Genomic DNA, 19,758 nt, shown 5'->3' on the forward strand with positions numbered 1-19,758 from the left:
CGTTCTTTGTGCTGGGGCGATAAAAAACTTTATGAACGCATGATCCGTATTGCGGATCACGAATTGTCGCCCCATCTGGCAAAAGTACAGGTTAAAAATAAAGTAACGCGATGCTCAACTTTAACACCCTATAACATTGGTTTGTTGAAGCCAGTCCGGCCGATCAATATGTTTGAGGTCTGACGGTGATATATCAAACTGCCAGCAATCATTGCTGTATTCCGCCTGAAACCTGACGGCAGGCGGCTCCCTTAACAAGCGAGGCTGGTCGAGATGGTACAGAGAAAGCCAGCGATTAACAGTGGGTTTTCGCAGCAATCCTTTAGGCGTCTTCACTAATCCTTGAGATGTTTCCACACCGTGCTCTTCGAGCAACTGAATGGCTCGTCCTGTTGATATAAGTGCCGGCCGGATTTGTTGATCGTACGCAATTTCAAAGCAGCGATCAGCTCACAATAATGTTCTAACTCAGACGGAGGTAGAACACGGGGGATACCGTGATCACGCCGGTGAATTGTGCGGGGTTTTAGAACACACTGGAGAGCCCGATAAACAGTAGTAACGGAAACATCGTACAATTGGGCCACTGCTGCAATCTGTGTTGTTCGTTCCGGGCTTTTGGGCGGCAGGCGATCTAGCCGTTGCCGTAATTGCAACAGGGAGTCAGTGGGAATGGATTTACGCTGGCTGCCCATAGTTATCTAACACACGATAGATTGAGGCCCGGCCAATACCGAGTTGACGGGCAATTGCCGTTGCCCCCATTTTTCAACCACATACAAACGGTACACTTCAGCGGGATCAATAGACGATTTCCGACCCCGGTACACGCCACGCGCTTTTGCTGCTGCAATCCCTTCCAGTTGACGCTCACGGCGCAGGTTGGTTTCAAATTCGGCGAATACGCCCAACATATCGAAAAAGGCTTTTCCGGCTGCGGTGCGTGTATCAACAGGTTGTTCTGTTGCTTTCAGGGTAATTCCCCGTTGATTCAAAGCATGAACAATATCCTGCAAATCTTTAATGCTGCGTGCCAGCCGATCTATCCGCGTTACAATCAGAGTATCGTCCGGTCGCAAAAAGTCCAGCAACAGTTGTAGTTCATCTCACCCGTTCCGTTGGGTACCACTGGCTTTTTCAGATTGGATAATTTCACAACCGGCGGCACGAAGCATTTGTGTCTGTAGTGTGAGATCTTGATCATTGCTTGATACGCGGGCATAGCCATAAAGTGCCATGAAAATGTCTCGGTTATCTTTAGATGAGGGAAACGTAGCACTGTAATGAGACAAAACAACGCTAATAAAACATAAAAATTGTCTCATCGCATGTCTCCTTGGTGTAGACCCAAAAAAGATAATAAGGTAGTACAGGGAAGTTTTATTTTCTGTTATCGCGAGCCGTTACACTTACCGATCTTAAAATTACAATGGATAGCAGCAGAAAACTCCACACTGGCGGATATATTCATATCACACACTTTTTTGTGGGCAAAATTATGTGGGATACCTCTTGATAAGAGTATCGAACACTACCTACATCGACAGAGCAATGAATAGGCCAGCTTTTCTGATAGCCCAAAGGAAAAAGAATCTTTAACAGTATCAAAGCGAGTTTTAGGGGATGTGAATTAAGACTGAAAGATGAAAATGTTCAGTCATACCTCCAATAATTAGATCTCCTGTCTAAAAAGAATAGAAAAAACATTATTCATTCTGGATTGATTTTTCGCACCGGCACCGCATCGTCGGGTGCGGGCTAGTCTGAAAGGTGAAACCCGAAATGTGCATCGAGCGAAATCAGGAACAGGATTGTGGAAAATCAGAGTTACCGTGTCAGTGGGTTGACGTTTTTCATTGCTGCATCACATCGTGGAATACGGTGTACATGGAAAGAACTGTCGGTTTTTTAAAGCACAAAGATATTGAGATCAATAATCAACTGTTATCCCGTTTTTCTCCGTTAGATTAGAAGCATATCAATTTGACTAGCGATTATATCTGGCGAAACAATAATGGGGCTTAACGTATAATAACTTGTGCGCCGTGCAAAAGCACGGTCTTTCAGCGGGTGCGAACCCCGCCCGGCAACTTTCGTTCCAGCCGGTAGTAATCAGAGCAGTCGTGGCGGTAACAAAGCGGCTGAAGCCTCTGGTGTATAGGATCATTTTAGTGATTCAGCGAGTATGCAGGCCGTAACGTGAGTGAACGCTGAACAGGCCTCGAAAAACGCAATGTGGAGGCCGACCCACCAAATTATTGGGGAAGGTTGCCAGTTACAGGGGAAGTGAACGAAACGCGCACCCTGCAACCCCCACCGGGGTAGTGGCGACAGCATGTATACAAGAGGAAGACCGGAGCAACACGGGAAGTCCTGCGTGTGGTGAACGCTAACACCAACCGGTGACCGGTGACGGCCAGACCGGGCACGACAGGATGACGGAGAGGCTCGTAGTACCGGGGAAACCGGGTAATGCCGGTGGAGGAAAGGAGCCTTAGTTCAGAAACAACGCCGAAAGTGATGAGGAACTGGAGATTGGGCAACCTAAGAACTCCGAAATACGTTCAGGAATTGCAGACGACGTTACATGCGAAAGCGAAGGAAAGATCTGAGCTTAGATTCCACGCGTTGTACGACAAAATATACCATCGTAGTGTGCTGATTTATGCGTACCAGTGTTGCCGCCGAAATAAAGGCGCAGCGGGTACGGATGGGCAGACCTTCGACGATATTGAGTTATATGGTGTGGAACGGTGGCTCGGAGAACTGGCGCAACAACTTCGGGAAGGTACATACGTCCCGAAACCGGTCAGACGCGTCCATATACCCAAGCCAAACGGGAAAACCCGACCGCTGGGGATCGCCTGCCTGAAAGACAGAGTTTGCCAGATGGCAGCAATGTTGGTGCTCGAACCTATATTCGAAGCCGACCTGCCACCGGAGCAACATGCCTACAGGCGAAACCGGAATGCACAAAGCGCGGTGCAGGAAGTACACAGCCTGGTGACCAGCGGATACAGCGATATTGTAGATGCCGATCTGTCAGGTTACTTCGACACCATACCTCATCCCGAGCTGATGAAGTCAGTTGCGCGTCGGATCGTGGACGGAAACGTCCTGCGATTGATTAAGCAATGGCTGGCAGCACCAGTAGAGGAAAAGATGCGAGATGGTAAAGTGCTGCGAACAACCGCAAACCGGGATAATCAGTGCGGAATACCACAGGGTTCCCCGATATCCCCACTCTTGTCCAATCTGTACATGAGACGTTTCATTATGGGCAGGAAAGCGATGGGGATAGAACAGAGCCTCGGTGCACGAATTGTCAACTACGCCGACGATCTGGTGATCTGCTGCAAACGCAGAAACGCCAGTCGTGCAATGGCAGCAATGCGCGGGCTGATGGCGAAGTTGAAGCTGACGGTAAACGAAGAAAAGACGCGTCTGTGTAGGCTCCCGGAAGGGGAATTTGACTTTCTTGGCTACACATTCAAACGCTTGTATTCAGCAAGGACGAGGAAAGCTTATATAGGGACTCGCCCCTCGAAGAGGAGCATTAAACGGATGATCGAATCCGTCAGACTCCAGACCAGCAGGAACATGGAGTGGATGGATGCCGGTGAGATGGTCACGCGGTTAAACCAGAAACTGGGGGGCTGGACTAACTACTTCAGGTTAGGCCCTGTCACACAGTCGTATCGGTTCATAGATCGCTATACCACAACCCGGCTGCGCCGGTGGCTCTGCAAGAAACATAAGCAACGAAGCAAAGGGTTAAAGCGATACCCCGATGAGTACTTCTATAATCAGTTGGGACTCATCCAGTTGCCGAAGCTCCCGCAGAGGCTTCCGTGGGCGAAGGCATGATCCTGTCCGAGAGCCGGATGCGTTAGAAGCGCACGTCCGGTTCGATGAGCGGGGTGTGGAAACGGGATTTATGGTCAGGACAGTCAGGCACCGCCAATCGAAAGAGGCGGCAACAGATATGCCTGACCTGCAAAATTACCGCGCCACATCTCGACTCTACTCGAATTCCAAGCGCCGCCCCTCTACTGGATTCTTTGGCTTCTTTTCGTAATGTTTCATTTTCAGTCATATCAACACAGTACTTTCATTGTACAAATTCAGGAAATCATGCATCAGTGGTTAGGTATCTTGAACAAAGGATTGCCAGAAAATACGAAAGTTCGCCTTAGAGAACACGGCAAAAACAAAATTTGCCTAACGTCTCTGGATAAGCAACTTGAACCGCCCAACACATCGGCACTGAAATATGAAATAGGTAAACGATGGGCTGATTTTGAGTTAACTGACATACTTAAGGAAGTGGATTTACGAGAAAATTTTTCATCTGTATTTCGAACCTCAGCTAGCCGGGAAGCCTTTGAACCTGACATATTACAGCACCGATTGTTGTTATGTTTGTTTGGTTTAGGAACCAATGTGGGATTGAAACGTGTAGCCAGCCAATAACCGAATGTTAACTATGATGAATTGCGTTACGTCAAACGGAAATCCATTCATAAGTACGCATTGCGACTGCAATTTCACATATTGTGAACGCCATTTTTCAAATCCGTCAGACTTCTAAGTGCCAATGATTTTATCTTTTATGGTGAGCACGGTGAATTTACAACAAATCGGGTAGAAGATCAGGAGCTGTCTATGCTGTCATTAAATTTGTTGCAGATTAGCTTAGTTTATATCAATACGCTGTTGATCCAGAATGTTCTGGCTGAACCTGTCTGGCACAACCGTATGACAGAAGACGATTGGCGTGGTCTATCTCCATTGATAAACCACTATATCAATCCATATGGCCGTATAGAATTAGATATGAACCGACGACTGGTATGACGGTCTGATAGTGTTCCCAGTCTCTCGTTTTTCATATTTCGTCCCATGGTCATTGTGATTCTGAGTATCTCTATTTTATGAAGATCAGGCATCCGGCAAACGCGAGGATCGCCCCGGACTGGAAAACTGCCTGAAAGCATTACGAGCAGGTGACACATTGGTCGTATGGAAACTTGACCGATTCGGGCGCGATGTTGGTCTCAATCTATAGATACCACAACAGCCGCTGATAAACTGGTTTTTGGTATTTTCGTAGCGCTAGCTGAGTTTGAACGTGAGTTGATCTCTGAACGCACTCTGGCAGGTTTGGCATACAGCACGGGCACGCGGCAGACACTGTACCGACATGTATCACCGAAAAGGGAATTACGTCCAGATGGATTGAAATTGCTTTCACACCCATGATATCAGGCTCTTCAATAATCCCCTTTTTCCTCTACGCCTTATGTCGGCGGAAGCATTCTCTAGAGGAAAAAGGGTTGATCGCTAACCTAGATTAAGTAGAGCGGTTGACTAACATAGAAACAAGATCATCTACAACCGCCTCCGCCTGTTTGATTGAATGGGCTAATCTATGATCGGCAAACTCATCGTACTCAATGGCTGCTTCATGAACATCCGTCACACCAATGTATGCAAAAGCGGTGCGTACAGCTCTTTCTACGTAGTTATGATTGCCGAGGCGACTGCCCGGTTGGTACCCGTAATCACCTCGTGAAGAGAGGATGACCAAGCGTTTTCCAGCACCTGCCAACAGGGGCCAATAAGGTTCGCCATTCCGGCTTCGATCAAATCCGAATGTACGCCCTACCCGCACTATGTTGTCAACATAGGCCTTGAATTGTGCAGGAGGCCCAAAGTTATACATTGGTACGCCAGCTACAATAAGATCAGCGCGTATCACTTCGTCCACCAATATATCACTCATCCTAAGCTCCTCTCTCATCCAATCTTCACGAACATGTTCGGGTGTGAAAGCGGCATGTATCCATTTTCCCGTAACAGGTGGTGGTGCTTCCTGACCTACATCGCGGTAGAGCACTTTTGTTTCGGGATGCAATGCAATCCACTGTTGTACGAAACGCGAAGTTAACCGACGTGTATGCGAGCCGTGGGGAATTTCGTCAGAACTGCCATAGCGTGCACTGGAATCGATGTGTAATAACGTAGTCATATCAATTGAACTCTCATAGATGAAATATATTCAAGTGCAGTCAGTTTCTACTTAATATTTCTGTCTAACAAACGATATATTTTCAACCAATAGATGAAATGATATCATCCATGTATGGCTATACGACTCCCTTCCTTGACATCACTTCGTGCCTTTGAGGCTGCCGCACGTTTACGCAGTTTTAAGAAGGCTGCAGAAGAATTATCTGTTACCGCAACAGCGATCAGTCACCGTATCCGCGTCTTGGAGGAATATCTCGAACGCCCTCTATTCCTGCGCAAAGTTCGGGCAGTTGAACTGACACAGGATGGGCTGACTCTGTTTTCTGCGGTGCACAGTAGTTTTGAAACCATTGCTGTTGCCATTGAGCGTATACAGAAGCCACGTCGGAAGTCAGTAATGTTATCCACGACTCCTGCATTTGCTGCAAAATGGCTGATACCCCGATTGGCATCCTTTCAGAAAGCACATTCTGACATCGAGCTGCATATTCATGCATCCAACACTCCGGTAAATCTCAATACCGGTACAGTCGATTTAGCGATTAGGTATGGTCTTGGTCATTACCCGGGAGAGGCGACTACGTTGCTTTTGGAGGATTATTTCGCACCTGTCGCCAGTCCAACTCTCCTGAAGACGATAAATCAGGATGTATCACAATGGCCTTTAATTCATTTCGAATGGTATCATTCTCTGCCTGTCGATTTAACATGGAATACCTGGGCTAAAGTCACCGGACTTAATCCATCAGATTTGTCCAGCGGTATTCGGTATTACGAGGAAAGCCATGCTATTCAGGCAGCTATCGCCGGTCAGGGGGTGGCTCTGCTGAGTTTACTATTGATCGAGGAAGAATTACGCCTAGGGTTACTGCAGGTTGTTACCGAAACATCTCTAAAAGGCATGGCTTACCATGTTCTCAAAAGCAATCAGTATCCCGTATCTGAGGCAGCTATCATCGTGGAGAACTGGTTGCTACAAGTTGCTCACCAGAATCCAACGGACATATTGAGCGATATATCGGTAGGGGAGACGTTTGAAGGTTTTTCGGATTAAAGACACGGGTAACTCACCCTGCAAAAGCGCGTAGGTTAGCCGATCTCTTCTTAAATGCGACAGGTCCATCACAGGTATGTCACTTTTACTTAGATCCAGTTCAAAAAAGTTAAATGTCGCATTTTGCAGCTTCGCTCTCAATAGACCTTTTTCAGTAGCAAACTGTGCCATCTTTCTTTCTGATGCCCTGAATTTCGGGACAATATCTCATGAATACGATCAAGGTTGTTGGTATTGACCTCGCCAAAAACATTTTTCAACGTCTGTGTCTGGATGGCGGACGGTTCTGTCGCCTCGAACCGAAAAATCTCACGGCAAAAATTGCTTGATGCCGTGCGCTCTTTTCCGCCCGGCACTGTCATTGCGATGGAAGCTTGTGCTACATCTCACTACTGGGGGCGAACGCTGCAAGCGATGGGATATACCGTCAGGTTAGTCCCGACTCAACACGTCAAGGCCTTCAGTCATCATCAAAAAAACGATGCCAATGATGCGCTGGCTATTTGTGAAACTGCCTGTCGTCCCGGTCTTCATTTTGTTCCCGTCAAGACCGTGGAACAGCGTACCGCACTTGCTAACCAAATGCGGGCTTTTCTAGCTGAATCGGGACTGATTGTGCCTGCCGGCATTCAAAAACTTCAACAGCATCTCCCTGAGATTCTGGAAGATGACAGCACTAACCTGTCTTGTGTACTGCGTCGTTTATTGCATACCTTATGAGAAGAGATGCAGCATTTGAACACCGGCATTCATGACATGGATAACGAAATAGCGGCACTTTCCCGTCAGCAACCGGGTTATGAGCACCTGCTCACGATCCCCGGCGTTGGTCCTCTTATCGCGGCCGCCTTCGTGAGTGACGTCAGGGCATCCCAATTTGCCAATGGCCGACAACTGTCTGCCTGGTATGGACTGGTTCCCCGGCAACACAGTTCAGGAGGAAAAAACCGTCTGTCTTCCCAGAGCAAAAATGGCCATCGTCATCTGCGAACGTTAATCATTCACGGTGCCCGTGCCGTGATGCGTTGTATTCAAAGACGGGATGATTATCTGGGAGAGTGGCTGAGAAAACTGATTGACCGGGGCGGGTTCATGAAAGCCACGGTGGCTTTAGCCAACAAACTGACCCGGATTATTTGGCGTGTTCTGCGGGATAACGTGGATTTTAATATGAAAAAAGCGTTTCTGTCCGTTAATTGAGTCACCTAAAACGGGCATTTTATCGAGTTTGCAAACACTGATGAGAAAACGGCTTCCGTCCCTGCCATAGCCTGATATTGACCAAGGTAGTGATAAGGAAACAGGGTGCGGATGACATCATGGCGCGGACAAATGAGTCCATAATGACGCCGGATATATGGTCGCAAACCGTGTCAATTCATGCTTGCATAACCGGGGACGTCCATATATGGTCAATGAAAATTGGTCACTGACTTAGCGTTTTTCCAAAATAATCGCTCTGACTCATTGGGTGTTAATCCATTGTTATACAAGCTCAGTGAATTGGATTTCATTTGCAGTTAGTATGAACCAATATTTATGCTGATTGCGAGTCCGGCTATTTTCGATTTCGAACTGTTACAAGTAGCCCTAGATTGTAGTTGAAATTGCAAGAGTCTTATGGCTTTGATAAATCTGAAAAGAAAGAAGCAAAAATCACACTACAATACTGTGACAACGTCACTGTTAAAAAATAAGAGAAGATATTCATGCACCGACAAGAAAACTTGTTCAGACTTTCAATTCTTCAGAAAAAACTAAAGAAAGGTAGCGGACTTCGGGAGCTTCTTCCAGCTTAAAATGGGTGGGATGATGGTTTGACAGACAGCACGAAACCGAAATTTTTAATAAAAAATAGAAGTTATGATGATGAAAAGACTTGATATAAACCAAGGATACGACAATGATATTTTTACTACTAAAGCTAATTAAAATTGTTTTTTTCTTTTTAATATTTATGATTGTTAGCTATTTTTTAATTTCAGACAGAAACTTTAAAAAAACACTGACAACATCACTATCGGCGTCTATTATTCTATTTTTCATTGATGTTTGCTTGCCAATTCTAATCATTTGTTTTTCAAAATATTTTGGTGTTTAATATTTATAGTGCTTGGCGCTTAAAAATGTATATACCATTATACATTTAAAACACCAAGCACAATTTAATATAAAACTCCAGACGACACTTCCAATATCAATTAGATTTTAATTATTTGGTTTTATTTTACTTTCGTATACATACTTACTTACGGAGAAATTTACATTTTCAGTCCATTGACCTGTTATATCAAATGGAGTTCCATCTGGATTCCATTCGCCTGGAAAGAAATTCATCAGATCCCACGGGTCTGTAAATTTGTCATAAAGCTTATAAGTTATAATGGCGCTTAATTTATAAGTTTGCCCTGAAGGCACTGCATTTATAACATGTAATCTTCCACTGACTATAGCTCCTCCTATCGCCCATAATGGGTCATTGAAATAAGATGCTGGAGTTCTGAAATTATACGTATTTTCAAAAAAAATTCTATTTCCATTTTGAATTTGTGAAATAAAACGAGATTGAACGCTAGTGCCGTCATTACTTTCAGAAAAACCTTTAAATGCATCTGGTTTTTTTATTAACTCTCTAATTCTCTCATGAACACCTATATCATGAAGAGTTAGCGCTCGTCCTGAATTCCCCCAATAATGCTTTAATAAGTCAAAAGAACTCATTTCGTTAGAATTAAGGCTACCGTAACTTGTAATATTTTCTTCTGTTTTCATAAAATCATATCCAAATAAAAATAGTTAGGGTTATTTATAAATAAATTAAATAAAAACATCACATTAATTAAACAATATTGAAGTTACAATATATGAGCACTAGAATCAACAGAGTGGAATTGACAACATTAATCAGTTTCTAACAAAATTAAAAGTAACAAACCTCTAACATCACCAATTACTCCCCAACAAAAAAAATAACAAAGAACTGTTAAATATCTAAACTACCAAGTTATCAATACTAGCTAAATAGTATTTAGGTAGAAAATATGTAAATAATAAAATCGAAATGAATAAAATAAAAATACTAACTGTCATACTATTATTGAATTTCTTATTAAACCTCATAAAAAATAAACGAGGTTTAATTATAATATTTACAGCTGAATACTATTTTGTAATTCATGCAAAGCAGCCACCTGTAAAAATAGCTGCGATTCTTGTACAAGATTAGACTTGCTCTAACCTGAGCATCAAATTCTTTCTATAATAAATATTTAATTTGGGGTTCTACGCCGGAACCGCCGAAATTTCCGTTACCCCAGTTTCAGCCCGGCAACCAGCGCATCCAGGTCAATAATTTCATCGCTGCTCTGGAAGGTATAATGTCCGTTCAGCAAAATGTGCTGCAGGCCACAGGTGATATCCGGGCCAGCGCCTCAATGCCTTTGACATTGCCTTCCGCTTCCAGTCAGGGGTTACGCATGAAAATATTTAGTGGATAATTCCTTCATTTTAGAGGGGTGCCGATGAAAGAATTAGTGGAGGTCTTTTCTGATTTTCCAGATCCACGTTGTCAGGGAAAGGTTAAACACCGTTTTATTGATATCTTAGTGATCGCGGTATGCGCTGTCATTGCCGGGGCTAACGCCTGGACCGATATTGAACAGTACGGCCAGCTAAAAAAGGATTGGCTGGGTTCATTTCTTCTGCTCAAAGGCGGTATTCCGTCACATGATACTTTCCGGCGCTGTTTTAGTTTATTAAATCCGGGCCTCTTTGAACGTCATTTTTATCAGTGGATTTCTCGTGACGTCTCTTCAGAAAAGCGAGCGATCATTGCGATTGATGGTAAAAGTTTACGCCATTCGTTTGATAAGAAAATTGAACAAAGCCCACTACATGTGGTGAGTGCATTCTCGGTTGAGAAAGGACTCAGCTTATGTCAGTGTGCAGTAGACGGAAAATCAAACGAAATTAAGGCCATCCCCGCATTATTATCGATGCTTTCATTGAAAGGACATCTCGTGACGATTGATGCGATGGGCTGCCAACGCACGATTGCTCAGCAATTACGTGAGAGTGAAGCCGATTATATTTTGTCGCTTAAAGGCAATCAGGGAAAAACTTTTTCGGAAGCTGTTAATTATTTTCAACAGCAACAGATAACCCAAAAACCTTACCTTAAACCTGACTATGATGAATTCGATGATAGTCATGGACGTACCGTCAGACGACGTGGATGGGTTCTGCCGCTGACATCAGAAACAAAATACCTAAGTTCTTGGCCAAATATTCAGGCCCTTCTGGTAACGGAAACGATACGGCAAGAACACTACTCTGACACGGTGACCTCTGATTTTCGTTATTATTTAAGTAGTTGCCGGGATAATCCCACCTTTCAGTTAGGTGCGATACGAAAACATTGGGCTATCGAAAATAGTTTACACTGGGTACTGGATGTCACTTTTCGAGAAGATGACTCACGGATGAGAGAGCGGATCGCCACAAGAGTATTTGCCCAATTACGTAAAATGGCACTCAATATCGTTAAACGAGATACCAACAGTAAACTGAGTTTAAGTGCCCGAAGGAAACCGGCCGGGTGGGATAATGGCTATATGGAAGCGCTGTTATTTAATCAATTTTAGCCTACTAAAATTTCATGCGTAACCCCTGGGCAGACCCCCTGATTCTTCAGATAATAAATTTGTGAGTGCCTCTTCCACATCAGGATTAAGATCTGATTTTAATTGCTCACAGATACGCCTCCTTTCATCCGATAAACATCGTCCAATCAAATCCTGAAAAGTACTGTACGCAGGGGGAATGATCTGATTTTTATTGAGGTGACTTAACAATGCCCGCAAGATAAACACAGGCTTAGCTGACCTTTTAACAACCTGTGTGGCCAGTTCAGCTAATTGTTCTGCCATGACACTGCCATAGCGTTGATAATTCAGATGCTGGCAAATAAGTCTTTGCAATTATATCCGGGTCGTCTTGCCTGGAACTTTTATATTGGAGGCAGAATGATCAGGGAAATGGCAAGCCAGAATATAAGAGATATCCGTGATAACATCTTCCCGCGTGTAGGTAAAGAATATTTTCCTGGATTTAAAATACCCAAGCATAAGAATGAAGTTCACTCTGGAGTTAACAGACCAACCTTGCGGTATTATCTGATGCTCCTTATCGGATAAGGTGAAATAGTATTCTCGCTCCTCCAAAGTAAATCGAGGCAGGACAAAATAGTCCTGAATTTCAGGTTGAGTCAGTATAGTCAGGCGCTTTTTATTGGTATTCATTTTTTTAATTCTTAATATGGCAGGGTGACATTGAGTGTGTCACTTTATCTTTTCCTTACCACCTTTAATGAACATAGATTTATATACAGTTTATATTACATCTTTCCATCCGTATTTAGGCTAAAACAAGGCGGTCATTTAAACCTTCGTTTAACTGATACACCAAAAGCGAGAAGAAAGGTTTATGGCGCAAAAAATTGATGTTCGGGGTATAAAAGTCTCTGTCTTTTCCGACAAACAAGATGACTATATATCGCTATCTGACATCGCTAAGTACAAAGATGGCGACCGCGGTGATTACATTCTGCAAAACTGGATGAGAAACCGCAGTACCATTGAGTTTATCGGTTTGTGGGAACAGCTCCATAATCCCGATTTTAATTCCATCGAATTCGATGGATTTAAACATGAAGCGGGTGCAAACAGTTTCTCTCTCACGCCAAAACGCTGGATCTCAACCACCAATGCAATCGGGATCATCTCGAAAGCGGGCAGATATGGCGGAACTCATGCGCATCGGGATATTGCTTTTGAGTTTGCTTCCTGGATCAGCGCGGAGTTTAAGCTCTATCTATTAAAAGAATTCCAACGGCTCAAACAAGCAGAAAATGAACAGAAAAATCTGGAATGGAATGTTTCGCGCACTCTGGCCAAGGTCAACTATCATATTCATACAGAGTCAATAAAAACGAACATTATTCCCACCCTGGAGCTTAACCCAAAAGCAAGAAACTTTGCTTACGCTAATGAGGCCGATATATTGAATCTGGCTTTGTTTGGCAAGACAACCAGCGACTGGCGTAAAGAGAACCCGGAACTAAAAGGCAATATACGGGACTATGCCACACTGGGACAGCTTGTCGTGTTATCTAATTTAGAAAGCTTCAATGCTGAACTTATCGAGCAAGGCCTCTCTGCAAACGACAGGTTCCAAAAGCTGAATCGCGTTGCGGTCAGTCAAATGAAGATCCTGATAGAAAACAAATCCATTGAAAAACTTAAACAATTAAAATAGGTCTTTCATGCGAATTGGGTATACCCGTGTCTCCAAATCTGATGGAAGTCAGGTGCAGGATCTCCAACTGGATGCTTTACTTGCTGCCGGTGTTAATAAAGAAAACATTTATCAGGATGAAATATCAGGGAAGTCAGACAAACGTCCTGGATTGGATGCCTGTTTGAAAGCGCTCAGGGCTGGCGATGTGTTAATGGTATGGAAGCTTGACAGGCTTGGCCTAAGCTTAAAACACCTGGTGAATACTATCCATGATCTGGCGGATCGAAAAATCGGATTTAAGGTACTGACCGGGCAAGATGCAGAAATTGATACGACGACGGCCAGTGGCAAATTGGTCTTTGGGATTTTTGCCGCGCTGGCCGAATTTGAACGGGAGTTGATCAGTGAACGAACAAAAGCAGGGCTGGCAGCGGCCAGAGCAAGAGGACGTGAAGGCGGACGTTCTTTTAAGCTCACAAAATCTCAGGTTCGCCTGGCACAAGCTTCCATGAAGAGTAGAGATTGTAGCGTATCTGAATTATGTGAAGAGCTTGGGATTAGCAGACAGGCTCTCTATAAGTATGTAGGGCCAGATGGGGAACTCAGGGAACACGGCAAAAGAGTATTAAAATCTTAGCGCTAACTGAGTACCCATTTTTTTCCTCATCAACTTTGAACCTTATCGGGGGATGGGCAAAAATAGCCAACTTTCCATGCGTTGGATAGCTGGCGAACTGCGAAAACTGCGAGCTCCATCCGGTCGTCATCATTGATGAAATTCTGGAGCTGGTTTCCTCGCTCGCTCAGAATGAGCGCAACACCGGCCTTGCCGTTGTTGTAAACCGCAAAGCTCTTGTTCTTCGAGTCGCCGTGATAGGGACCATCAGCTTTGCTACGTAAGCCAAAAAGAACGCTGCAAAACGCAGTCAGCTCGCCACGAGTGAGCTGCACCGTGATCTTATTTTTCCAGTCTGGGCTGGACCCCGATGTCCTGATCGGCGCAATCTCGATGCTAACCGTAGGATAATCACCTCTGGTTAGCGTGTGCTGCACATTCAGGCCGGTGCGTTCTGCCAGTCTGAGAAAAATTTGAGGCTTTCGCCGTAGGGGACTAGCGGGAGCATTCGCGCAGAAACTTACGGTTTGACCTTGTATCCGGTTAAATTCTCAATTGAAAGCACGTTACGTAAAACAAACGCAACGCGGGGGATTAAGGGTGCTAAAACACCTGAACTCCGCCAGTGATGAGAATTAATCATCCTCATCCTCATCTTCTTCCGATTTCGTCCAGCCAACCAACCCAGCATAAAATTCATCAAATTGCTGGTCGGTCATAACCCTAAATATAGTAATCATTTCATTTGTATTACATTTATGATATTTCTTTAATAAACAATTGATTGTTAACGAAATCAATTAGTATTATGTGTTTTTTAAAGAAATTATTTCCTATTATTCCATCAGCATTTAGTTGATTAAAATCGCCATCAAGCAGCACTGAATTCAATTTGATTTTTTTCACTCCTGTATTTTCGAGTTGAAATGTCGAAGCAGTGCATCCTTCATTTTTCATACTTTCAAGCACAGCTTGACAGGGGATATTAACTGGAACAGATTTTATCCTTTTCTTCCAAAAAATTGAAATTGTTGATGCTGTGTCTAATATCATGTTGTAGCTCTTAGAATTTTGTGTGACTTCGACAATAGCTCCTTCTTGAGTAAGGATCAGTGGTAATTTGCTCCAACCATCATCCGTATTGATTCCCAATGCCTGTAAATTATCAGAAACTGATAATCTTTGGTTTTTGTAATCAACAAGAACAACTTTCCCTTTGAATAAATCAAGTCCAATCACCATTGAGATTGGGAGATGATTATCTGAAGTAGAAAGACTATTATCTGAAGTGGAAGTTGTATCCTTTTGAGTTAAGCTCATCCCCCAGGGCGTTAAAATATACCTTTAATATTATTAAACACCATACCATTTATCAAAATCTGTGGAATTTTGAATTTTTCATTAAAAAAAACTTCCCTGCAAGATCAGTAGAGCGAAATTTTTGGTCATGCTCTCAATGGGGTCCAGTGGTCATTTCTGCAATAACACCCGCTAAGCGATTTTCACCCAGACGGAAATCACCTGTTTTCCGTCTGATCCTGCCGCTGGAGAAAATTGAAGGCATAAACCTGTTATTTTTTACGTGACAAACACTGTCGGAATGAGACACTGTACGACAAGCTCAATTTTAAGGTTTGTCGTACATGTTGATTGGCTATATGCGAGTATCAAGCAATGATGAACGTCAGTCTGTTGCTTTGCAGCGTGACGCATTGATTGCTGCCGGAGTTGACCCCCGTCATTTGCATCAGGATCATGCATCAGGCGCGCGATGATCGCCCGGGACTTAAGGCCTGTCTTGCTGAGGTGCGCGAAGGTGACGTGCTGATAGTCTGGAAGCTGGATCGGCTTGGTCGCTCACTCTCACATTTGATCCGGATTGTTGAAGACCTGAAAATTCGCGGTGTTGCCTTTCAGTCATTGACTGAAGCCATTGATACAACAACGCCACACGGCTCGTTCCTCTTTAACCTTTTTGGCACTCTCGCTGAATATGAAAGAACGCTTATCACAGAACGTGTTAATGCAGGCCTGGCTGCAGCTCGTCGGCGGGGGCGAAAAGGTGGAAGACCACCGGCGATAGATGCCGAAAAGGTTGAGCAGATCCTCACTGCTCTGGAAGCCGGTGCCAGTAAAGCGTCAGTGTGTCGCACATTCAGGGTGCCGCGCTCGACACTCATCGATACGCTGCGGCGAATCGGCTGGACCGGACCTGGATCCTGCAATCTGAAAGCGGACCAGACCGATGTCCTTTCTTGACGCTAAATCGCACGATACCCTTTTTGCGCTGCCTGAGCTTTATGAGGAGGCGCTTTCCCGGTTTGCACTGTCCTGCGAGGATGTTGCATTCGCCAGATCGCATCGTCGGTCTCATAACCGCCTTGGTTTTGCTATTCAGCTCGCACTTATCCGCGACCTCGGTCGTACACTGCGTGCAGGAGAGGTTCCCACGGAGGCAGTTATTGCTGTTGTTGCGGAGCAACTGGATATTGACCCAGCAGTTTTTACGCTTTACGCCCAACGCGAGGAGACACGTAGGGAGCATGCCCGCGAAATTATCTCTGCTCTGGGTCTTCGTTCCGTTCGGGTCAGCGATTACAGAATGCTCATTCTTGCGGCCGCACGCGAGGCAGCAACCACCGAACGGGGACTGCCGATCACCAGAGCGGTTATCGATAAGCTAAAGGACAAAAAGTTACTTGTTCCTGTCCCGACACAACCCATTCTCCTGGCGATGGCGGGTCGGGCAGCAGCAATCTCCGATGAGCAACGCAAGAGGATCCATGTAAACCGTTACGGTATTATTGCCCGCGACTCTCGTGTTTTACATGCACGTGAGATACAACATCTGGCGTCCGAACGCCGCCACGCCACGCTGGCAGCCTTCGTTATCGAAAAGCAGGCTGCAATTACCGATCTGGCTATCGATATGTTCTGCAAATTGATTGGCAGCCACGAGGCGTAAGGCAGAGATAAGCCAGAAGGAGCGTCGACTGAAAGCCGCTGAAGTGCTTGAAGTCGTGGCTCTGGATCATATAAAGCTGGGTCAGGCAATACAGATTTTGCATCAGCGATAACTGCATCACTCGGCTGGGAAGGTTTGATCGCCAGTATGGCGGCTGCAGCTTCTGTAGCATCTCCCCAACGCAATACCGAATTTGATGAGCTTATAGGACGGCACAAATCATTACGTAAGCTGGGGCGGCTCATTTTCGGTACCTTTTCTTTCAGGGCGTTTCGCCCGGATGAACCAGTTTTGCTGGCTGTCGGACATCTGCGGGCGCTCTATCGCGGACGAAAATTACCCAACCGGATCCCGCTCGATTTTATGTCCCGCAAATGGCAGCGGCGTGTCAGCCCGGTGGGAAAAAATACAGGTCTTCAGGCGTGGGAGGTCGCCGTATTCGTTCACCTGCGGGATCGGCTGAAAACCGGTGACATATGGGTTGATGGCAGCCGGGCCTGGCGAAGTTTTGAGGATTATCTTCTGCCGCGCCATGTTTTCGACCAGATGCGGGCAGAATCCAGACTCGGACTTGCCATTCCGGACAATTTTGCGGAATGGCGGGCAGAGCGAACCGCCACGCTCAACGCAAAACTTAAAGCGCAGGCAAAAGCCGCCGCTAATAATGCCATACCCGATGCAGAACTTTCCGACAGAGGGCTGTCTGTTTCACCGGTTCGCGAGGAAGACAGCGACAGAATTACGACTCTCAGCCGTAAACTTTACATGCTGGTTCCTCGCATCAGGATCACCAGCCTGCTGGCTGAAGTGCATAGCTGGACCAATTTTCTCGATTGTTTCACCCACTACCGCACCGGAGAACAGGCAGAAGACGAAGCAGCGCTTATGGCAGCGATCCTTGCCGATGCGACTAATGCTGGAGCAGAACGAATGGCACAGAGTTCACGTGGTGTCACCATTCACCAGATGATGTTAATGGTGGATCGTCATTTACGCGCTGAAACCTATGCATCTGCAACCTCGGTACTGGTCGATGCGCAGCAGGAACATCCTTTTGCCACTATCTGGGGGGATGGTCATGTATCATCCTCGGACGGGCAGTTCTTCCCAGCAGGCGGACGTGGTGAAGCCAGCCTTGAATACAACGCCAAATACGGCAAGCGGCCAGGCGCGTCGATTTATGGCTTTCTGTCGAACCGGTTTGCGTCCTTTTTCTCCAGAATGATTCAGGCCTCTGAGAGTGAGGCTCCTTACGTACTCGACGGTTTGCTCCACAACGAAAGTTCAGTAGAAATTCATGAACATGCTACCGATACTGCCGGTGCGACCTGAAACAACATTTTCGATGTTTCACTTCTTTGGTTACAGGCTCATTCCCCGCATTCGCAACCTCGGGAATCGCAGACTGTACGTCATTACTCCCTCTGAGGAGTACAGGCCACTTGATGCCCTGATTGCAGGAAGGGCTAGGATGGATGTTATAGAGCAACACTGGGATGAGGTGCTGCGGCTTAAGGCTTCGATCGGAGCAGGTCTGGTGCCACCGTCGGTGATACTGAAAAAGCTGGCGGCTTCCCCCAGACAAAACCGGCTTAACCAGTCCCTGCGTGAAATGGGACGCATTGAACGCTCTATTTTTATTTGTGACTGGTTGCTTGATATCCGCTTACGTCGCAGATCACATGCCATCCTCAACAAAGGCGAAAGCCGTCATGCTCTTGCCCGCGCCATTTTTCTTCACCAACTTGGCGAACTCCGTAACAGGGCGGCCGAGGCTATGGCTTACAGGGCATCTGGCCTCAATCTTGTTGTTAATGCAATAGTCCTGTGGAACACGGTCTATCTCAGCCGGGCTGTTGATTACGTTCGCAACCAGGGGATCATCATACCGGAAGAGTTGTTGTCCAGCGTGGCGCCGCTCCCTTGGGGTCATATATCGCTAACCGGAGATTACCTGTGGAACGAAATTGACCGCCCCCTTGAACGATACAGGCCAGTTCGCACTAAGCGCTTCAATCCAAAGAACTTCACTTTTCCTTAGCGTGTGTTATTGCAGAAATGACCACGGAACCCCAGTACGATACAATCCCGTTATTCCAGAAAGCATCTGGGTAAAGGCCGTGGCATCTCGCTCTACACACTGCTCGCCAATTACGTGGCGGTTAATGCGAAAAATATTGGTCTGAATGAGTACGAAGGTCATTCACTGTACAACATGATTTACAACAATAAAACGGATATCGATATTCATATGGTGACAGCGGATAACCACTCACTGAACAAGCTGAATTTCGTCACTCTGGATTCTATCGACGTAGATTATGTTCCCAGTATCAAGAAGGTGCGTCACGCAGCTGACGCTATTTATTCAGCGAAACCTCTGGATTATGATACTGGTATTCTCAAACCTAAAGGGGTGATTAATATCGAACGTATCCGCTCTCAGCGGCGAGGCGTTCTGCGTGTATTGCTTTCACTGATCATGCAGGAAAATACCCAGAGCAATATCATCCGAAAACTGAACTCTCATGCCCGTTACACCAGATTAAAAGCGGCGTTGTTTGAATATAATGCCCTCTTCAAGAGCACTCATGTTCTCAATCTGATAGATGATATGGTACTCAGAAAAGCAATCATCATATTTACTTATTGATTATTAAGTGTCATTTTCGTTAAATTAGGTTATTGAGACGCACGCAGGGAGAGAAAGAGAGGAAAAAACCAGTGGACAAGGGCTTACCAAGCGTCAGCGGCAGGAAAAAATCAGGTCATAAAACAGGTATAGAGTCAGCG

The 19,758-nt window shown here is 45.4% G+C and carries 14 protein-coding genes and 9 pseudogenes; 15 read left to right on the top strand and 8 right to left on the bottom strand.

The genetic code is table 11. The features are described 5' to 3' along the window. Positions 1 to 147: 147 nt before the first annotated feature. Positions 148 to 695: pseudogene (locus WDV74_RS17010) on the bottom strand (IS481 family transposase); the annotation flags it as partial. Then, positions 679 to 1,238, bottom strand: a pseudogene (locus WDV74_RS17015) (recombinase family protein). The pseudogenes WDV74_RS17010 and WDV74_RS17015, both read right to left, overlap by 17 nt. A gap of 447 nt (positions 1,239 to 1,685) precedes the next feature. On the opposite strand from WDV74_RS17015, the pseudogene WDV74_RS17020 reads away from it, so the two are divergent. From WDV74_RS17020 to WDV74_RS17040, 5 genes and pseudogenes are all read left to right on the top strand, one after another. Continuing rightward, positions 1,686 to 1,968: pseudogene (locus WDV74_RS17020) on the top strand (Tn3 family transposase); the annotation flags it as partial. Between the two features lie 552 nt (positions 1,969 to 2,520). Continuing rightward, the gene (ltrA, locus tag WDV74_RS17025) at positions 2,521 to 3,867 is read left to right on the top strand and encodes a group II intron reverse transcriptase/maturase (RefSeq protein WP_338885838.1); all 1,347 of its coding nucleotides are present in this window, start codon (positions 2,521 to 2,523) and stop codon (positions 3,865 to 3,867) included. After that, positions 3,791 to 4,078, top strand: coding sequence for a hypothetical protein (locus tag WDV74_RS17030; protein WP_338885789.1), 288 nt, complete (start codon positions 3,791 to 3,793; stop codon positions 4,076 to 4,078). Before ltrA ends, WDV74_RS17030 begins: the two co-directional genes overlap by 77 nt. Positions 4,079 to 4,104: 26 nt before the next feature. Further along, positions 4,105 to 4,857: pseudogene (locus WDV74_RS17035) on the top strand (Tn3 family transposase); the annotation flags it as partial. Between the two features lie 118 nt (positions 4,858 to 4,975). Beyond that, positions 4,976 to 5,262, top strand: a pseudogene (locus WDV74_RS17040) (recombinase family protein). Between the two features lie 91 nt (positions 5,263 to 5,353). On the opposite strand, the gene WDV74_RS17045 reads toward WDV74_RS17040, so the two are convergent. Then, positions 5,354 to 6,031, bottom strand: a complete 678-nt coding sequence (locus tag WDV74_RS17045) for an NAD(P)H-dependent oxidoreductase (protein WP_338885790.1) — start codon at positions 6,029 to 6,031, stop codon at positions 5,354 to 5,356. Between the two features lie 114 nt (positions 6,032 to 6,145). On the opposite strand from WDV74_RS17045, the gene WDV74_RS17050 reads away from it, so the two are divergent. Together WDV74_RS17050 and WDV74_RS17055 are read left to right on the top strand one after the other, a co-directional pair. Then, positions 6,146 to 7,087 (top strand): LysR substrate-binding domain-containing protein, encoded by a 942-nt coding sequence (locus WDV74_RS17050; protein ID WP_338885791.1) that lies wholly within the window; start codon positions 6,146 to 6,148, stop codon positions 7,085 to 7,087. A gap of 209 nt (positions 7,088 to 7,296) precedes the next feature. Next, a pseudogene (locus tag WDV74_RS17055) lies at positions 7,297 to 8,287 on the top strand (IS110 family transposase). Between the two features lie 1,008 nt (positions 8,288 to 9,295). On the opposite strand, the gene WDV74_RS17060 reads toward WDV74_RS17055, so the two are convergent. Continuing rightward, positions 9,296 to 9,859, bottom strand: coding sequence for a hypothetical protein (locus WDV74_RS17060; RefSeq protein ID WP_338885792.1), 564 nt, complete (start codon positions 9,857 to 9,859; stop codon positions 9,296 to 9,298). A gap of 749 nt (positions 9,860 to 10,608) precedes the next feature. On the opposite strand from WDV74_RS17060, the gene WDV74_RS17065 reads away from it, so the two are divergent. Beyond that, positions 10,609 to 11,730, top strand: coding sequence for an ISAs1 family transposase (locus WDV74_RS17065; RefSeq protein ID WP_338885793.1), 1,122 nt, complete (start codon positions 10,609 to 10,611; stop codon positions 11,728 to 11,730). Between the two features lie 12 nt (positions 11,731 to 11,742). Here WDV74_RS17065 and WDV74_RS17070 read toward each other — a convergent pair. After that, positions 11,743 to 12,387, bottom strand: a pseudogene (locus tag WDV74_RS17070) (DUF4158 domain-containing protein). A gap of 184 nt (positions 12,388 to 12,571) precedes the next feature. On the opposite strand from WDV74_RS17070, the gene WDV74_RS17075 reads away from it, so the two are divergent. Both WDV74_RS17075 and WDV74_RS17080 read left to right on the top strand, forming a co-directional pair. Further along, positions 12,572 to 13,402 carry a KilA-N domain-containing protein gene (locus tag WDV74_RS17075; protein ID WP_338885794.1) on the top strand — a complete coding sequence of 277 codons (831 nt, stop codon included), beginning with the start codon at positions 12,572 to 12,574 and terminating at the stop codon, positions 13,400 to 13,402. A 7-nt stretch (positions 13,403 to 13,409) separates the two neighbouring features. After that, a complete protein-coding gene (locus WDV74_RS17080; RefSeq protein ID WP_338885795.1) occupies positions 13,410 to 14,021 on the top strand; it encodes a recombinase family protein in 612 nt (203 codons plus the stop codon). Between the two features lie 29 nt (positions 14,022 to 14,050). Here the strand turns inward: WDV74_RS17080 and WDV74_RS17085 are convergent. Next, positions 14,051 to 14,508: pseudogene (locus tag WDV74_RS17085) on the bottom strand (hypothetical protein). A 248-nt stretch (positions 14,509 to 14,756) separates the two neighbouring features. Next, positions 14,757 to 15,320, bottom strand: a complete 564-nt coding sequence (locus WDV74_RS17090; protein WP_338885796.1) for a hypothetical protein — start codon at positions 15,318 to 15,320, stop codon at positions 14,757 to 14,759. Positions 15,321 to 15,643: 323 nt separating this feature from the next. On the opposite strand from WDV74_RS17090, the pseudogene WDV74_RS17095 reads away from it, so the two are divergent. The 4 genes and pseudogenes from WDV74_RS17095 (at position 15,644) to WDV74_RS17110 (ending at position 19,006) form a co-directional block, all read left to right on the top strand. Then, positions 15,644 to 16,259 (top strand): annotated as a pseudogene (locus WDV74_RS17095) (recombinase family protein). Then, entirely contained in the window at positions 16,246 to 16,965 is a 720-nt protein-coding gene (locus WDV74_RS17100) for a DUF4158 domain-containing protein (RefSeq protein WP_338885797.1), read from the top strand. The pseudogene WDV74_RS17095 and the gene WDV74_RS17100 overlap by 14 nt, the downstream one beginning before the upstream one ends. Before the next feature lie 147 nt (positions 16,966 to 17,112). Continuing rightward, a complete protein-coding gene (locus WDV74_RS17105; protein WP_338885798.1) occupies positions 17,113 to 18,297 on the top strand; it encodes a Tn3 family transposase in 1,185 nt (394 codons plus the stop codon). 13 nt (positions 18,298 to 18,310) lie between these two features. After that, positions 18,311 to 19,006, top strand: coding sequence for a Tn3 family transposase (locus WDV74_RS17110; protein WP_338885839.1), 696 nt, complete (start codon positions 18,311 to 18,313; stop codon positions 19,004 to 19,006). A gap of 6 nt (positions 19,007 to 19,012) precedes the next feature. Here the strand turns inward: WDV74_RS17110 and WDV74_RS17115 are convergent, their stop codons facing one another. Further along, on the bottom strand, positions 19,013 to 19,168 hold the full coding sequence (locus tag WDV74_RS17115) for a hypothetical protein (protein WP_338885799.1): 156 nt from the start codon (positions 19,166 to 19,168) through the stop codon (positions 19,013 to 19,015). On the opposite strand from WDV74_RS17115, the gene WDV74_RS17120 reads away from it, so the two are divergent. Beyond that, positions 19,091 to 19,618, top strand: coding sequence for a Tn3 family transposase (locus WDV74_RS17120; protein ID WP_338885840.1), 528 nt, complete (start codon positions 19,091 to 19,093; stop codon positions 19,616 to 19,618). The two genes, WDV74_RS17115 and WDV74_RS17120, sit on opposite strands and share 78 nt — an antisense overlap. The last annotated feature ends 140 nt before the right edge of the window (positions 19,619 to 19,758 follow it).

It is taken from the genome of Xenorhabdus sp. TH1, from assembly GCF_037260955.1.
GTDB classification, from domain to species: Bacteria; Pseudomonadota; Gammaproteobacteria; order Enterobacterales; family Enterobacteriaceae; genus Xenorhabdus; species Xenorhabdus griffiniae.

Coding starts and splice junctions, on each gene's coding strand:
- ltrA (WP_338885838.1), top strand. CDS start 2,521: ATGAGGAACTGGAGATTGGGCAACCTAAGAACTCCGAAATACGTTCAG.
- WDV74_RS17030 (WP_338885789.1), top strand. CDS start 3,791: ATGAGTACTTCTATAATCAGTTGGGACTCATCCAGTTGCCGAAGCTCC.
- WDV74_RS17045 (WP_338885790.1), bottom strand. CDS start 6,031: ATGACTACGTTATTACACATCGATTCCAGTGCACGCTATGGCAGTTCT.
- WDV74_RS17050 (WP_338885791.1), top strand. CDS start 6,146: ATGGCTATACGACTCCCTTCCTTGACATCACTTCGTGCCTTTGAGGCT.
- WDV74_RS17060 (WP_338885792.1), bottom strand. CDS start 9,859: ATGAAAACAGAAGAAAATATTACAAGTTACGGTAGCCTTAATTCTAAC.
- WDV74_RS17065 (WP_338885793.1), top strand. CDS start 10,609: ATGAAAGAATTAGTGGAGGTCTTTTCTGATTTTCCAGATCCACGTTGT.
- WDV74_RS17075 (WP_338885794.1), top strand. CDS start 12,572: ATGGCGCAAAAAATTGATGTTCGGGGTATAAAAGTCTCTGTCTTTTCC.
- WDV74_RS17080 (WP_338885795.1), top strand. CDS start 13,410: ATGCGAATTGGGTATACCCGTGTCTCCAAATCTGATGGAAGTCAGGTG.
- WDV74_RS17090 (WP_338885796.1), bottom strand. CDS start 15,320: ATGAGCTTAACTCAAAAGGATACAACTTCCACTTCAGATAATAGTCTT.
- WDV74_RS17100 (WP_338885797.1), top strand. CDS start 16,246: ATGTCCTTTCTTGACGCTAAATCGCACGATACCCTTTTTGCGCTGCCT.
- WDV74_RS17105 (WP_338885798.1), top strand. CDS start 17,113: ATGGCGGCTGCAGCTTCTGTAGCATCTCCCCAACGCAATACCGAATTT.
- WDV74_RS17110 (WP_338885839.1), top strand. CDS start 18,311: ATGTTTCACTTCTTTGGTTACAGGCTCATTCCCCGCATTCGCAACCTC.
- WDV74_RS17115 (WP_338885799.1), bottom strand. CDS start 19,168: ATGACCTTCGTACTCATTCAGACCAATATTTTTCGCATTAACCGCCAC.